This is a genomic window from Streptomyces sp. NPDC002994 (assembly GCF_040611155.1).
Taxonomy (GTDB): Bacteria; Actinomycetota; Actinomycetes; order Streptomycetales; family Streptomycetaceae; genus Streptomyces.
The window spans coordinates 323,664-338,880 of the sequence record NZ_JBEXNQ010000004.1 but is presented as its reverse complement, the minus strand read 5'-3'; the positions used below and the strand labels follow the sequence as shown (position 1 = coordinate 338,880).

The following is a 15,217-nucleotide window of genomic DNA, read 5'->3' as shown; positions in this document are numbered from 1 at the left end:
AATACAACGTCCGTCGGAGTCCCGTCTGTCGCCCGCTCACCCCTGCCCCGCCCCCTGACGGCGTGCCACGACGAGGAGCAGTACGGCGCCCACGCAGGTCGTCAGCGCCCCTACCGGTACGGTCAGCCGCCCGGCGTCCAGCCCCTCAACCAGCAGCCGGGAGAGCAACTGCGCCGCCGCGTCGGCCCCGCACACCACGAGCGCGCCGATGAGCGCGGCTCCCGGGAGGGTGACCCGCAGATCGGCGCCGAAGACCGCGAGCGCCAGATGAGGCACCAGCAGTCCCACGAAGCCGAGCGCCCCCACGGCCGAGACGGCGCCCGCGGTCAGTGCGACCGCGCACACGAGCGCCGCTCCGCGGGCCCGTCCGACCGCCAGTCCCGCCGCGCTCGCTTGCTCGTCACCACAGCGCAGCAACGTCAGCGGCGCCGCCAGGAAGCAGGCCGCGACGGCCCATGCCAGGGCCCACGGCCACAGCAGCGACCAGTGCTCCCACACCCGCCCCTCGGTGGACCCGATCAGCCACTGCACCACACTGCCCAGCTCTCCCGGTGCGACGAGCAGCACCACCGCGGTGAGCCCGGCGAGTACGGCGGACACGAGCACTCCGTACACAGCGGTCTGCTCGGGGTCCCCCTTCTCACGTCCGGCGAGCAGCCACAGCAGCCCTGCTCCGAGGAAGCCGCCCACACATGCGGCGACGACCACCGCCGTCGGGGATTCCCAGCCCGCCAGCCCCAGCCCGGTCGCGGTCACCGCTCCGAGCACCGCACCCGGGGTGACACCCGTAACCTCGGGGCCCGCCAACGGGTTGCGCAGCGCCGACTGGAGGAGAAGCCCGGCAAGCCCCAGGCTCGCCCCGGCGCCGAGAGCGACCAGTGCTCTCGGCATCCGCAGGTGCACGACGATGTGCCGCGCGGTCGGCTCGCCCGCCCCTGCCAGCACCTCCCACACCTCACCCGCGCCCGGGCTGCGGCCGACGGTCATCTGGGCGCAGACGGCGACGACGACGAGTGCCGACAGCATCCCCAACTTCGCGCCCGCGCCGATCGTGGAGGACCCGCGTCGTGCGCGTTCGCGTGCGGTGGCCGGTACGCTCATCGGCCACCTCCCGAGACAGCGTCGGCCGGCCGCCGCATCCGCAGCAGCGCGACTCCCACCGGCACCCCGAGCAGCGCCGTCCACGCGCCGACCGGCGTCTCGACCGGCGCGAGCGCCAAGCGGGCCGGCTGGTCGGCGCACAGGACGACCAGCGCCCCCCACACGGCTGACCAGGGCAGCCAGGTCAGCGCATCCGCCCCCGGCCGCAGCCGACGCGCGAGTTGCGGCGCGAGGAATCCCACCCACGCGACCGGCCCGCAGACGGCGACGACCGGAGCGATCAGGACAATGGCGATCGCCAGCGCCCCGAGCCGCGCCTGCCGCACGCGCACTCCCAAGGCGCGGGCGTCGTCGTCCCCGAGGCGCAGCACCCCGAGCACCGGGGCGCACAGCACGAGCGCCGGGACGGCGATGAGCAGCCATGGCCACAGCCCTGTCACATCGTCCCAGGTCCGTGCGGACAAACTGCCCAGCAGGTAGCGGTAGATCAGCTGCAGATCCAGCTGGTCGGCGAGCACCATCAGCACCAGCAGACCGGCTTGCAGAGCGGCCGATACGGCAGCTCCCGTCAGGAGAACGGCCGAGGGACTGCGCCCGAATCCCGCCGCCACGAGGGTGAGCACGCCGCCGAGCACCGCTCCGCCCAGGGCGAGCAGCGGGACCACGGCCGCGGGCACCGACAGGGCCAGTACAAGCGGCGCGGCGACGCCGAGGGCGGCCCCCGAGGACACTCCGATCATCTCCGGTACGGCCAGCGGATTGCGCAGCGCCTCCTGGAGGACGAGGCCCGCCGCGCCCAGGCAGGCGCCGGCCGCCAGCGCGAGTACCAGCCGCGGAAGTCTCAGTTCGGTGAGGATCACCCCCTCCAGGCCGCCACCGCTCAGCGCCGCGGGCAGCTGGTGCGGAGCGACGTACGGCGTCCCCATGCACAGGGCTACGCCGGACGCGACCACCAGGAGGACCGCGGCGCCTGCCAGTTGGCGTATCACCGCAGTGCGGCCGTGGCCTCGTCGAGAACCAGGCCGAGCGAGCGCGTTCCACGTCCCTTGGCCCAGACGTCGGAGTTCACCTCGAACACCTTGTCGTTCTGTACGGCCGGGATGCGCGACCAGAGCGGGTTCTTGGCCAGCTTGTCGGACAGCTTTCCGTCCGGCGCGCCGAAGGAGAGCGTCTCGACGAAGAGCACGTCGACGTCGCGGCTGAGGATTTCCTCGATGCTGTAACTGCCTTCGACGCCGCGCCCCTTCCAGGGATACGACGAGATCTTCGGGAAGAGGCCGGCGGCCACGTCGTTCTTCGGCGTCGCGACTCCGAAGTTCTCGTCACTGCCGAAGATGATCAGAGACGTCTTGTCGCTCTTCTCCTTCTCCGCCCGGGCGAGCTTGGTACGGAAACGCTTCTCCGCCTCTTCGGCCTGCTTCGTACGCCCGGTCAGTGCCGCCAGGTCGCGCAGGTAGCCGACGCTGTCCTCCCAGGTGGAGGGCTGAACGGGCCAGAAGGTGGTGGCTCCCTTCAGTGCGGGAGCGAGCTTGCCGTGGGTGTCTTCCAGGCCGATCACCAGGTCCGGTTCGTGCGAGAGGACCGCCTCGACCTCGGGACTGAGGAAGCCGCCCGGAACCACCGGAATCTTCCGCGCCCGCTCCTTGCCGAAGAACTCCGGGTGGGCGAGCAGCGTGGAATTGGTGGCCGCCGGGGTCATGCCGAGTTCCGCCAGCATGTCGTCGCACAGCGCGACGAGGCAGACGATGCGCCGGGGCGGCTTCTTGGCCGTGACGGTGACGCCCTGGGCGTCGGTGATCGTGGCCGACGCCTTGATGGGCCGGACGGTCACGCTGGTTTTCGGACCGGAGTCGTCCGCCCCGGCCTTCCCGGATGCGGGCTTCTCGGCGCCGCCGCATCCGACCAGGACGGTTCCCATGACGACGGCCGCCGCCCAACGGCGGACCCTTCTCACTGCGCGCGACATGACGTGCCCTCTGTTCTTCTCGATATCCAGGACTGTTTCGACATGATAATCATTGTCAAAGGACCTCTTGTCCAGCCGTCGAAGCCCTGGAGACCCGACCGTGAATCTCGGACCACGACTGATCGTCGCTGACCAAATAGCCGGAAAAATAAGCATTCTGGACATGCGGGACGGGCAGGATGGGAGGACCGGGCGGACCACAGCTCAGCTCGACGGACGCCACCTCGCCGAGCACGCAGGCTTCCTCGCCCTTCCGCGCAACCGCTCAGCCTTCGTCGACGACCGCGCGGGCGAGCTGGTGATCCTCGATCCGTACGGACCGGAGTCAGGACGTCCGGTCGTCGAGTCCCGCATACCGGTGGCAGTCCCCGCCGAGCATCTGGCCGCAGACCGCTCCGGGCGCCGCATCGCCGTCACCACCGGCCTGGGCCGCAACTGGCTTGCCTGGAGCGACCAGTTGACGGCCATCGACCTGGCAGCCGAAGGAGGCCCCAGCGCGGTCCGCGTCCGTACCCGGGTAGGCGAACCGGGCGTCACCTTCGCCGGCTCGGCCGACGACCCGTTGGTGGTGCTGCGCCATCGCGAGCCGGGCGAACTCACCGCGTACCGGCACGCCGACCTGATGGCGGCCGCCCCCTCATGCCCGCCCGCCGAGCCGGCACAGACGCTCCCCCTGCCGGACCACGACGGACACGGCGACGCCTACGACCCCCTGACAGGCTGGGTGTTCGCGGCAGCGGGCTCGGGGGTTCACCGCGCTCGCGAAGACGGCGGCGCCCTCGTGGCCGGAGATACGCTGCCCTGGGAGGCCGGCGGACGTACCGGGGGCCGCGGCTACTACCTGCGGGTCGACGCCGCGCGCCGAACGCTGTGGTCCTGCGTAAGAGGCGGTCCGAGCGCCCCCGAAGACTGGCCGGACTGGACCAACGACGCCTGGTGGCACCACCTCGATACGGGCCGCGGTGGCCGGCTCGACCTCGGCCCGGGCCTGGTCTTCCGCCTGGCTGTGCTGGCCGGCCACGTCGCCTTCGCCCGCGTACACCCCGACGGCGACGAACTGATCCTCGTCTCCACGGGAGACACGGCCCCGAGGGTGACGGCGCGCCTGCCGCTGCCGGCGATGGCCGGAGCCCCGCGCCGCGGCGGCACTCCGTGGGACGGCGTGCAGCGCCGCGCCATAGCGGCCTCCCCCGGCGCCTCACTCGTCGCGGTCTCCCGCGGGGGCCATGGAGAGGTCCACGTCTTCGACGCCGACACGGCCCGGCAGACGGCGCTCATCACCGTGCCCACACCCCTCGACGAGGGCGGCCACCTCGCGCTGATCACCCCCGACGACGCATCCTCCATGGATCCGGTGGGCCGTTGAGTGCCCACCCAGGTGCCCTAGGCTTGTCGCGTCCAGCGCTGCGACGCCTCCCCGGCGCACGTCTTCGTCACCAGGCCGCTGCTCATGCCCAGGTCGAGGCAGCCGCCGCCGTAGTCGCTGCGGAGGCTGCCGCCCGAACCCGTACGCCACAGCCGGCCGGAGTCCTGGGCGCAGTCGCCCACGAAGACGGCCTGGCCGAGCCCGTTGGAGTAGAGGCACTGGCCGGTCTGCTGGTTGACGAGCTTGAAGCTGCCGTCCGACGCGCTCCGCACGGTCCACCGGGCGGTCGAGTCCGAGCAGTCCCCGTGGTCCGAGGCGCCGTAGACCTGGGTGACGCACCTGCCGTTGTCGCCGTTGCGGTAGCGGTGGGTGCCGGAGGCGGGAGGCGTGGTGGCTGTGGGCGATCCGCCGCCGGACGTGGCGGAGCCGCCCGAGCCGCCGGAAGTGCCCGAGCTGCCGGAACCGCCGGAGCTGCCGGAGCTGGCGGAACCGCCGGACGTGTCCGAGCCGCCGGAGGTGTCGCTTCCGCCCGTGCCGTCCTGTGCGCCGGTCCCGGTGCCCCCGGCGACCGTGACCTGGGACCCGCTCGCCCCTCCCTGCCCCTTGTCCTTGTCGTCCTCCTCCCCCTTGTCCTTGGCCGGCGACTTCGCCGGTGACGCCGTACCCGACGGGCTCCCTCCCGCTGTCGGCGACGTCGGGTCGGCCGGTGCCGAAACCGAGGCGGAAGGGGTGGCCTGCGCCCCGGCCTGCGGCGAGGACACGTACGGCAGGAGCTGGATGGCGAGGGTCGTACCGCCGACCGCGACAACGGGGACGACGGCGAGGAGGACGCGGGTACGGCGGCGGCGTTCAGGACGGGAATCGGCCTCGGGCTTCGGCTTCAACTCCGGCTCGGTGTCCTTCTCCGGTACCTTCTCCGGTTCCGGCGTTCCGCCGGTGAGCGGGATCGTCGGTACGTCGATCTCCTGCACATCCGCGGCGAAGGCGGCCCGCTCGGACAGGCGCTCGGTGATGGCCGCAGGCCACAGCGGGGCGGTGAACGGGCCGTGCTGCGAGGCACGTTCGAGGAGTTCGGCGGCGGTGGGGCGGCCCTCGGGGTCCTTGTCGAGGCAGGCCGCGACGACCTCGGCGAGGTCCGGCTCCAGCTGCCGCAACGGCTCCAGGTCGGGCTCTTCGTGCACGATGCGGTACAGCACGCCGTGCCCCGACTCGTCCCCGAAGGGCGGCCGGCCGCACGCCGCGTACGCGAGTACCGAGCCCAGCGCGAACACGTCGGTGGCGCCGCTCAACCCCCTTGAGCCAGACGCCTGTTCAGGTGCCATGTAGGCGGGCGTGCCCACGACCATGCCGGTCCTGGTCAGCTGGCTCTGTTCGGCGGCCCGGGCGACTCCGAAGTCGATGAGGGTGAGACCGTCGAGCGTCAGCATGACGTTGGACGGCTTGATGTCCCGGTGCACCATGTCCAGCGCGTGCACCGACGCCAGGCCCGCTGCCGCCTCCCGCAGCAGCAGCCACAGTGCGGGCGCGGGCAGGGAACTGCCGTGCAGGTCGACGGCTTGCCTCAGGGTGAGCCCGGGGACGTACGCGGTGGCGAACCACGGGGGCCGCGCGGTGCGGTCGCTGGCGAGCAGCGGTGCGGTGGCCCCCGCGGGCAGCCGGGACAGGTTGTCCAGCTCGTGCCCGAAACGGCGCAGGAAGTCCTCGTCCTCGCCGACGACGGAGGACAGCAGTTGCTTGACGGCGACGTACCGCCCCTCGTGGACGCCGAGGTACACCCGCCCCATACCGCCGGCCCCGAGCCGGCCCGCCAGCGGAATCGACCCGATCCGGAGCGGATCCCCCGCCTCCAGCGGCTCGGCCCCGCTCCCCCGCAGCTCCAACACGTCAGCCCCGCTAGAATTGGAATCAGTTTCTAGAAACATACTCTAGAACCAGAGAAGGAATCGATGAGCCCGAAACAGCAACGCGGCGAGGTGACCGCCGACTTGCTCCTCGACGCCGCGCTGCGCGTGTACGCCGCCGAGGGCGAGGGGGGCATCACGGTCGGCGCGGTCACCCGGGCCAGCGGCGTCAGTCTGGGCAGCCTCTACCACCACTTCGGCAGCGTCGACGGCCTCGTCGCCGCGCTGACGCACCGCTGGCTGAGCCGGCTGCTGGGCGAGCTGGCCGAGTCCCTGCAGGGCGCACGCACCGCCCGTACCGGCATCCGGGCCCTCGTCCGGACCTACCTGGCGTTCATCCAGGAACACCGGGACGCCGCCCTGCTCCTGCACTCCTCCACGGCCGACCGTCACCACATGGCCCAGGGCAAGGAAATCCGCGACGCCCAGGAGGCCCGGCTGTCGGCCTTCGCCCAGTGGATCCAGCCCCGCGTCGAGTCCGGCGAACTCGCCCCACTCCCCCTGCCATTGATCGAATCCCTGGCGCTCGGCCCGGTCGTCGCCCTCGCCCGCCGCTGGCTTTCGGGCATCGACGACGTCGACCTCGACGAGGCGGCCCGGATCCTGCCGGACCGGATCTGGCGGTCACTGGCCCCGTAACGCCCGAACGGCGCGCATGTCCGCCTCGCAGAATGCCGGCCGGTGACGTTTCATACGGCAAGGCCACGCATAACCCCACTCCCGGCCCCCCACTAAACCGGAAGGGCGGTTGAGTCACGGAGAGGGATCACGTGTTGAAAAACTCGCCTACAGCTGCTCCGAATTCACCTTCCCAGCGCCCTTGTGGAGGCCCGTCACCGCCATGGCCTGCCGCACTGGCCGGTCATGGACGCGGGTGACCAGCTCGACGAGAGGCCAGGTGTTGTCGCTGCCACGGCGCGGCGCCACGGACTCCGGTCCCCTGCGGCCTCCGACCTCCGCACGCCGTTTGCCGTAATGCCCCGGCTGGGCCTCCTCGCTCGAAGCCTCCGGCTCCTCCGGCTCCTTCGGCTTGTCCTTTTTGCCGCCCGGTGAGGAAGACGTGCACTTCGGCGCGGTGCAGCGCTCTTCGGCAGGGGGCACGTCGGTGGAGACGTTCTCCCGGGACGGGGACGGGGGCGTTTTGGAGATCGACCGGGATCCCGGGGCCACTGTCGGGGAGTCGAGCAGCCAGCGCTGCTCCGCGGACCCGTTGCGAATCTTGACCACTACGTCCACGTCCCCGTCCAGAGACGCAGGGGCGAGCACCAGTCCCTCGTCCCACCGGGGCAGCAGTTCCCCTCGTACGGTCAGGTCGTAGCGCACGTCATCGGCGCGCGCCGCAGAGGGTCCCGCGCATGTGGCGAGGGTGATCAGGCCCGCGTCCGCATGGGAATCAAGGCAGAGTTCCGGGTCCGCGAGACTGCGCAGCAGGCCGTCGTCCTCGTACGACCACTGCTGGTTCAGGGCCGACGAGCACATCGCCAGCTTCGTCAAGGCACCGGGCTTCGGCTTTCCGCCGCGGATGTCGAGGCACAGGTCCGCCGCGGCGTTGCGCAGCCTGGTCCGCACAGGAGCCACGGGGAATCCGGCGGGAGTAGTGGGGTTGGCGGGCGTGGTCGCGGTCGACTCGGCGGGCGGAGCCTCGGACGTGGGATGCGGGGCGGTGGCGTGGCTGTCGCTCGCAGCCGTGGAAGCGGCCGGCCCGGCATCATCGCCGTTTCCGTGGTCCGGCGAGAGGCCGGTGGCCAGTACGGCCGTGAGAAGGGCGGCCGAGACGAGGCCGAGGCCGGTGAGCAGGACCTTCGCATTTCGCGTCGGTGGTGTGAACTGGGCGCCGGACGCAGTGATGTGGGGCAGCAGACGGTGGCGTCCGGCTCCCGGGCGCCTGGCACCGTGGCGAACGGTGCCTCCGGCGTGCACGCCGTCCCCCTGGGCACTGCGGCCCGGCCGTGAGTCGAGGTAGCGCCGGGCGCCCCAGCCGAGCACCGTTTCGGCCAGCAGGAGGCCCAGCCGGTCTTCGAAACAGCCGAGTTGCTCAGCGGCGTGGCGGCAGTGACGGCACTTCAGCAGATGCGTCTGAACATCCGGCAGCAGGGCGCCGCCGCGGCGAATCGGTACATCTATCAGACGCGTGTAGTAGCGGCATTCCTGGCTCGGTGCGAGTTCCCTTTGCGCGCGCACGCAACCCGCGCGGAATTGCTTGCGGGCCTGTTCGAGCAGGGCCGACGCCGAGTCGGTATCCATGGCCAGCAGACCAGCCGGTACGGATATGGGCTCGGCCTCGACTTCGACGTGCCACAGCACACACTGCGCGGCTCCCGGCAATGCCCGGAACGAGTGATCCGCGAGCTTGCGGCTTTCAGCCGCCTTGGGCTGCGCCGCGCGCATGCCGCGGCCTCCTGTCGGTTTCCGCAGTTCCGGCATGGAAGCGGATATGCGTGGATCCGCGGCCCACCCCTTCACGGTGTCGCCCACGGCCACCAGGAGTCGGGGACGCAGGGCCGCGGCCGACTCACCCCGTACGAGGCGCTCCAGCATCTGATGGCAGGCCGCCGTGGTGACCTGTGACGCGATGTCCGCCGGAGAAGCGAGGCAGATGGCCGCATAGTCGCGAGCCGGCTTCCAGTGCCGGGCCAGGAGCATCGCGACGGCGTGCGCCGTCCCGCTCTCCGGCCGCGCTCGCAACTGGGCGGCGAGGCTCTCGTCGGATTCACCCGGAGCGGCGCCGGAACCGGAACCAGGAGGATAGGACGGGCGTGGGGGGTGGGGGGTGTGCACAGAACTGTTTTCCTTCCAAGGCGCAAAATGGCACAGAGAAGTTCTGGTCGCTGAAAATCGGCCCCTGATTGGTGCATACCAAGTTCGCGTAACGGGGAGAAAAGCGCCCACCATTGACTACACGTGAGGTAGTTCACCCTTGCACAAGTGACTCATGAGGAACAAGACGCAAGAGTAACTTCCATTCGTGAAAGGAAAGTCGGGTACGCGAGTTACTCCGCCTCGATCCGTGCGTCGAGTTCCTTGACCTGTCGCTTGAGGGCGACGGTCCGGTAGCTCTCCTCCACCCACTCGCACAGCACCTCGGCCGTCGGCGCCCCCTTCTCCCCCAGTGGTACGGAGACCCAGCCCGCCTTGCCGAGTCCGTACCCGGTGGGCTCGGCGCCAGGCGCAGTCATCGCGTGCTCGTGCACCGCCGGGTCCTTCAGTTTGACGGAGAGACCCGGGAGCTCGGGCCCGTCCGCGTTGCCGAGAAAGACGAAGATCTTTTTGTTGACCTTCACCACACAGTCCTCGGGGCCCCAGGGGAACTCTTCCACGGCTCCCGGCAGCCCGAGAGCGAATTCCCGCACCGCCTCCCACTTGCGCACCGCAGCCTTCATCGACGCCTCCCTACCGCAGCTCGCACTGCCCGCACGGACAGCCGCCCTTCACGCTAGCCTCAGCGAGCGAGAGCATCCCGTAGGAAGCACTCGCACTGTTGCGACGCGGCACGCCGCGAAGACCCGCACCTGCCGGTGCGGGCCTTCGCGGGAGGGGCGTACTGATCGATGTCAGGCCGCGGGCATCAGCACGCGGGTCGCTCCTTCCTCCTTGTTGTGCCGGTCGGCCCAGTTGGTGAGGGCCGTACTGCACGCGTGATCGAGGTGCCGCAGGTCGAGCAGGTCGAGCTCGATGTGCCGGTCCTTCGGCAGTCCTTCGAGGGTGTCGAGGATCCGGGGCAGCCGGAGGAAGGTCGCGTTGCCGGAGAGGACCACACGCAGGCGGCCGTTCCGGTCGGGGCCCTCGTCCACGTGCACCTGGACGTGCGATGTCTCCCACGCCGACTTGGCGACGGCGAGCAGCAGCCCGGCCAGCACGCCCTCGAACATGTTCGTCGCGACAATGGCGACCGCCGTCGCCACCAGGATCAGCGCCTCCCCGCGGTGCTCGCGCCACAGGGGCCCGAGTTCCTTCAGCGGGATGAGCTTCCAGCCGGAGTAGACGAGGATGCCGGCGAGTGAGGCGACCGGGATGAGGCCGAGCGCGGCCGGCACGAGCGCCGCGAAGAGCAGCAGCCATACGCCGTGCATCACTCGCGACGCCTTGGTCCGGGCACCCGCTTGCACGTTGGCCGCACTGCGCACGATGACCGCGGTCATCGGCAGCGCCCCGAGCGCTCCGCACAGGGCGTTGCCCGCGCCCTGCGCCATCAGCTCCTTGTCGTAGTCGGTGCCGGGGCCCCTGTGCAGCCGGTCGACGGCAGCGGCGCTGAACAGACTCTCCGCCGACGCGATGAGCGTGATGGCGACGACCGTGCCGATCGCCCCTACCACTCCGGCATCCGTGATGTGGCCGAGGTCGTCGAGGGACGGCGGCCGGATCACGCCGAGCAACCCCTGTACGTCGACCCGCTTCACGGGCAGTGCGAACAGTGCCACGACGGCAGTGGTCAGCGCCACGGCGGCCAGGGGCGCGGGTACCAGCCGGACTCTCGGCGGCAGGTGTTTCCACAGGGCCATCAGTACGACGGTCACCGCGCCGAGCGCGAACGCGGTCACCGCCTCGGGCGAGCGGACCGTACGGAGAACCAGTTCGGGCAGGCCCAAGAGGTTCGCGGGGCCCGAGCCGGGGGCCTTCGCGTCGGCCATGGCGTACAGCTGACCGGCGATCAGGACGAGGCCGATTCCGGCCAGCATCCCTTCCACCACGGCGATGGAGATGGCGCGGAACCAGCGGCCCAGCCGCAGCGCGCCCATGGCCAGCTGGAGTACGCCCGCCGTGAGGACGAAGACACCCAGGGCCCCGAGTCCGAAATCGGTGACGGCTTCGAGGACGAGGACGGTCAGACCCGCTGCCGGTCCGCTGACCTGGAGGCTGCTCCCGGGGAGCAGTCCGGTGACGAGCCCGCCGACGATGCCGGTGACCAGGCCGAGTTCCGCCGGAACACCGGAGGCCACGGCCACGCCCACGCACAGCGGCAGGGCGACGAGGAAGACGACGACGGACGCGGTGAGATCGGATCGCAGCGTCGAGACGGAGGGTCGCTCCGCGTCCGCCCGCTGCGGCGCCGCCCGCCGGTGGCGTCCGCGGTTCCCGCGTTCGCGGGTGTCGGCGGCGTTCACAGGGGAAGGAACGCATCGTCGTGCGGCTCGTGGAAGAGCACGGAGCCGGTGTCTATCTCGTAGAACCAGGCGTGCAGATTCAGTCGCCCCTCCGCGGCCCTGCGGGCGACGCACGGGTAGTCGCGCAACCGCCGGAGCTGGCGCAGCACGTGGTGCTGGACGGCCTCGGCGATGGCCGGGGACGAGGTGCCGTTGAAGAGGGGCGGCGGTGACGCACTCTCCAGCCAGCCGCGCACAGCGGGGACGGCGGAGAGGTCTTCGCGGCGCACCATCGCACCGACGGCACCGCAGTGGGAATGGCCGCAGATGACGATGTCGGCGACGCCGAGCACCTCGACGGCGTACTCGATGGTGGCCGCCTCGCTCGAGTGCCGGGCGGGGTCGTGTGCGGGGATGATGCTGCCCGCCGTGCGGAGTTCGAAGAGCTCGCCGGGGCGAGCTCCGGTGATCAGCGAGGGGATCACCCGCGAGTCGGAGCAGGTGATGAACAACGCTTGGGGGGACTGACCGTCAGCGAGGCGGCCGAACTCCTCGGCGCGGGCGGCGGCCCGGTGCCGGAAGGCGCGGGCGTTCTTCATGAGCATGTGCATGGGGGTGCCTCCAGAGCGCCAGGGGCGCGCGGTGGGGGGAATCGATCAGAGGCGGAAAACCCGCAGAACGGCGGGCCGTGCTGCGGGGCGCTGTCCGGGAGGACCGTGGGGTGGTGATCCGTGCACCCGGGAGGCGGTGGGGCCGCCGTTGCGAGGGGACAGCTTGTCCAGGGGATCCTGGTGGGCCGGGTCCAGCAGGACCGCGAGCAACAGGCTGCACAGTGCAGCACATGCAGCACGTACATCCAGTGCCGCGTTTCGCCGTGTCACGGTCCCTCCCCGACTCCAGCCATGGACGTTCGGCCCAACTGGTCAGTAACTCCAGCCTCTTGAGTCACTCTGACACCACGACGGCGCAAAAGTCAGCGATTCGTTAAACATTCGTGAGCGTCACACCCCTTGACAGTCGCCGCATGACGGGGCTACCACGGGTCACCCCAGTTGAGACCGGGTCACAGAGCGGTTTCGTCCCACGCGCCCAGGAAGAGGTCGGCGAGGGATTCTCCCGTCGTGGTGTCCGTGCCGTCGTGGAGGGGTTGTTCGGTCCAGATGACCTTGCCGTCCGGGGTGTAGCGGGTGCCCCAGCGGTGGGCGAGGTGGGCGACCAGGAACAGCCCGCGCCCGCCCTCGTCGGTGGTCGCCGCACGGCGCAGATGCGGTGAGGTGCTGCTGCCGTCGGAGACCTCGCAGATCAGGCTGCGGTCGCGCAACAGCCGTACGCGGATGGGCGGCGAGGCGTAGCGGACGGCGTTGGTGATCAGCTCACTGAGGATCAGTTCGGTGGTGTAGCCGATCTCTTCCAGGCCCCACTCCCGCAGCCGCGCACCGCACTGGGCGCGCACCGGGGCGACGGCGGCCGGGTCCGCGGGCACGTCCCACACGGCGATCTGCCCAGGATCCAGCAGGCGGGTACGGGCGACCAGCAGGGCGATGTCGTCACTGGCGCGTTCGGGGAGCATGGCGTCGATCACGGTCTCGCAGGTGGCGTCCGGGTCGCCGTCCCCGGTGACGGCCAGGGAAGTACGGAGCAGTTCCAGTCCGGTGTCGATGTCACGGTTGCGGTCCTTGACCAGGCCGTCGGTGTAGAGGACCAGGCGGGAGCCCTCGGGCAGACGCAGGTCGGTGGTCTCGAACGGCATGGTCCCGCCCACTCCGAGCGGCGGGGCGACGGGTACGTCGGGGAAGCCCACGCTCCCGTCGGGATGCACCAGCACAGGGCCGGGATGCCCGGCGCGGGCCACGCTGCATGCCCCGGTGACCGGGTCGTAGATGGCGTACAGGCAGGTGGCCCCCGTGATTCCGTCACCGTTGGCCCCTTCGTCCTGGTCGATAAGAGTGACGAGCTCGTCGAGGTGCCCGAGGAGTTCGCCCGGCGGGAGGTCGAGGGCGGAGAAGTTGTGCACGGCGGTGCGCAGGCGGCCCATGGTGGCGGCGGCGTGCACACCGTGACCGACGACATCGCCGACCACGAGCGCGACCCGGGCACCGGGCAGCGGGATGACGTCGAACCAGTCGCCGCCCGCGCCGGCCTGCGCGGGCAGATAGCGCCAGGCGACGTCCAGGGCGTTCTGCTCCGGCACGCCACGGGGCAGCAGGCTGCGCTGCAGGGTGACGGCCATGGCGTGCTCGCGCGTGAAACGGCGGGCGTTGTCGATGGACACCGCCGCCCGCGCGGCCAGCTCCTCGGCGAAGGACACGTCTTCCTCGTCGAACGGCTCGGTCCCGTCCGCCCGCCAGCAGTTCGCCATCCCGAGGATCACACCGCGAGCCTGCAACGGAACCGTGATCAGAGAGTGGATTCCGTACGCCAGGGCCTCGTCGGCACCCTGCGGATCCTGCGCCCGCCAATCCTGAGCCGTGGTGAGATCGGAGACGAGCTGGGCCTGGCCGTCCGTGAGGGCGGTTGCCATCGGACTGGTGGGCGCGACGAACCGGATGAGGTCACCGACCGGCTGGAGGGGGCCGTCACCCCGGATGCCCGCGACAGCCGCGCGGCGCATCTCGGTGAAGGAGCCGGTCGGCTCGTCGCCGCGCAGCACGGGGTCCAGCAGCTCCACCGTGACGATGTCCGCGAAGCGCGGGACCGCGACCTGCGCCAGCTCCTCAGCCGTACGCACCACATCCAGCGTGGTGCCGATCCGGACCCCCGCCTCGTACAGCAGCGTCAGCCGCTCCCGCGCCACCTCCGCCCGGCCCGTCAGCGCCATCAGCTCCGTGGAGTCCCGCAGAGTCAGCACACTGCCCACCGGCCCCCCGTACCGCTCAGTCGGCCGATTGTTCACCGCCAGCAGCCGGTCGCCCGCCAGACGCACCTCGTCGGTCACCTCATCACCCGACGCCAGCAGCTCCGCCGTCGCCCCGTCGAGCCCCAGCTCCGAGACCCGCCGCCCCTCCGCGTCCTCCGGCAGGTCCAGCAGCCGCCGGGCCTCGTCATTGGCCAGCAGCAGCCGCCGGTCAGGGCCGGTGATCAGCACTCCCTCGCGCACCGCGTGCAGCACCGCGTCGTGATGCTCGTACATGCGGGTCATCTCTGTCGGCCCCAGGCCGTGCGTCTGCCGCCGCAGCCGCCGCGACACCAGCGCCGTACCACCCGCCGCCAGCGCCAGCGCCCCCGCCGCCGTCCCCAAGAGCACCGGCAACTGCCGGTCCACCGCGCCTTCCACCGTCTCGACGGTGATGCCGACCGAGACGATGCCGACGATGGATCCGTCCGGCCGGGAGATCGGGGTGGTGGTGTCCACGGCCGGCCCCAGGCTGCCGGTGAAGGTCGTCGTTTCGGTCCGGCCTGCCAGAGCCTCGTCGTACGTGCCGACGACGTGTTCGCGGATCAGGTCGGGGTCGGGATGGGTATAGCGGATGCCGTACGTACTGAACAGGACGATGTAGTCCACGCCGGTCCGCTTGCGGATCTCTTCGGTCCTCGGCTGCAACACCGCTGTCGGGTCCGGGCTGTCCAGCGCCCGCGCCACCCCGGGCGCCCGCGCGAACGTCTCGGCGAGCGTGAGGGACCGGTTGCGGGCCTCCCGCGTGCTGTCGCGCTCGGCCTGCAGCACGAGGGCCACCACGGCCGCGACGACCAGCAGCAGCGCGACCGCGGCTTGCAGCGCGAAAACTTGACCGGCGAGGCTGCGTACCGTCAGCAGGGAGCGCAGCCGCCGCCACGGGGAGCGGTGTGGCGCGGGCTGCTTCTC

Annotated in this window: 11 protein-coding genes; 2 read left to right on the top strand and 9 right to left on the bottom strand. The window is 71.0% G+C overall.

The window, feature by feature from the left end:
- Positions 1-36 precede the first annotated feature (36 nt).
- From ABZX79_RS07090 to ABZX79_RS07080, 3 genes are read right to left on the bottom strand one after another with little or no spacing between them, the layout of a single operon-like run.
- Entirely contained in the window at positions 37-1,101 is a 1,065-nt protein-coding gene (locus ABZX79_RS07090; protein ID WP_355252854.1) for an iron ABC transporter permease, read from the bottom strand.
- Entirely contained in the window at positions 1,098-2,090 is a 993-nt protein-coding gene (locus ABZX79_RS07085) for an iron ABC transporter permease (protein WP_355252851.1), read from the bottom strand. Before ABZX79_RS07085 ends, ABZX79_RS07090 begins: the two co-directional genes overlap by 4 nt.
- The gene (locus ABZX79_RS07080) at positions 2,087-3,067 is read right to left on the bottom strand and encodes an ABC transporter substrate-binding protein (RefSeq protein ID WP_355252848.1); all 981 of its coding nucleotides are present in this window, start codon (positions 3,065-3,067) and stop codon (positions 2,087-2,089) included. Before ABZX79_RS07080 ends, ABZX79_RS07085 begins: the two co-directional genes overlap by 4 nt.
- A 163-nt stretch (positions 3,068-3,230) precedes the next feature.
- Between ABZX79_RS07080 and ABZX79_RS07075 the strand changes: the two genes are divergently transcribed.
- Positions 3,231-4,433, top strand: a complete 1,203-nt coding sequence (locus ABZX79_RS07075) for a hypothetical protein (RefSeq protein WP_355252845.1) — start codon at positions 3,231-3,233, stop codon at positions 4,431-4,433.
- 17 nt (positions 4,434-4,450) lie between these two features.
- On the opposite strand, the gene ABZX79_RS07070 is transcribed toward ABZX79_RS07075, so the two are convergent.
- Positions 4,451-6,316, bottom strand: a complete 1,866-nt coding sequence (locus ABZX79_RS07070) for a serine/threonine protein kinase (RefSeq protein WP_355252842.1) — start codon at positions 6,314-6,316, stop codon at positions 4,451-4,453.
- Between the two features lie 63 nt (positions 6,317-6,379).
- Between ABZX79_RS07070 and ABZX79_RS07065 the strand changes: the two genes are divergently transcribed.
- Positions 6,380-6,973, top strand: coding sequence for a TetR/AcrR family transcriptional regulator (locus ABZX79_RS07065; RefSeq protein ID WP_355252839.1), 594 nt, complete (start codon positions 6,380-6,382; stop codon positions 6,971-6,973).
- A gap of 147 nt (positions 6,974-7,120) precedes the next feature.
- On the opposite strand, the gene ABZX79_RS07060 is transcribed toward ABZX79_RS07065, so the two are convergent.
- The 5 genes from ABZX79_RS07060 to ABZX79_RS07040 form a co-directional block, all read right to left on the bottom strand.
- Positions 7,121-9,112: an RICIN domain-containing protein gene (locus ABZX79_RS07060; protein WP_355252836.1), complete on the bottom strand. Its 1,992-nt coding sequence runs from the start codon at positions 9,110-9,112 to the stop codon at positions 7,121-7,123.
- Between the two features lie 212 nt (positions 9,113-9,324).
- Positions 9,325-9,714, bottom strand: coding sequence for an MmcQ/YjbR family DNA-binding protein (locus tag ABZX79_RS07055; RefSeq protein WP_355252834.1), 390 nt, complete (start codon positions 9,712-9,714; stop codon positions 9,325-9,327).
- Between the two features lie 171 nt (positions 9,715-9,885).
- Positions 9,886-11,340: a SulP family inorganic anion transporter gene (locus ABZX79_RS07050; RefSeq protein ID WP_355252963.1), complete on the bottom strand. Its 1,455-nt coding sequence runs from the start codon at positions 11,338-11,340 to the stop codon at positions 9,886-9,888.
- Between the two features lie 92 nt (positions 11,341-11,432).
- Entirely contained in the window at positions 11,433-12,026 is a 594-nt protein-coding gene (locus ABZX79_RS07045; protein WP_355252831.1) for a carbonic anhydrase, read from the bottom strand.
- Positions 12,027-12,478: 452 nt separating this feature from the next.
- Positions 12,479-15,169, bottom strand: a complete 2,691-nt coding sequence (locus ABZX79_RS07040; protein WP_355252960.1) for a SpoIIE family protein phosphatase — start codon at positions 15,167-15,169, stop codon at positions 12,479-12,481.
- Between the last annotated feature and the right edge of the window lie 48 nt (positions 15,170-15,217).

Excerpts from the sequence above, each read along its gene's own strand:
- ABZX79_RS07065 (WP_355252839.1), top strand. The coding sequence starts at position 6,380 with ATGAGCCCGAAACAGCAACGCGGCGAGGTGACCGCCGACTTGCTCCTC.
- ABZX79_RS07055 (WP_355252834.1), bottom strand. The coding sequence starts at position 9,714 with ATGAAGGCTGCGGTGCGCAAGTGGGAGGCGGTGCGGGAATTCGCTCTC.
- ABZX79_RS07090 (WP_355252854.1), bottom strand. The coding sequence starts at position 1,101 with ATGAGCGTACCGGCCACCGCACGCGAACGCGCACGACGCGGGTCCTCC.
- ABZX79_RS07075 (WP_355252845.1), top strand. The coding sequence starts at position 3,231 with ATGCGGGACGGGCAGGATGGGAGGACCGGGCGGACCACAGCTCAGCTC.
- ABZX79_RS07080 (WP_355252848.1), bottom strand. The coding sequence starts at position 3,067 with ATGTCGCGCGCAGTGAGAAGGGTCCGCCGTTGGGCGGCGGCCGTCGTC.
- ABZX79_RS07045 (WP_355252831.1), bottom strand. The coding sequence starts at position 12,026 with ATGCACATGCTCATGAAGAACGCCCGCGCCTTCCGGCACCGGGCCGCC.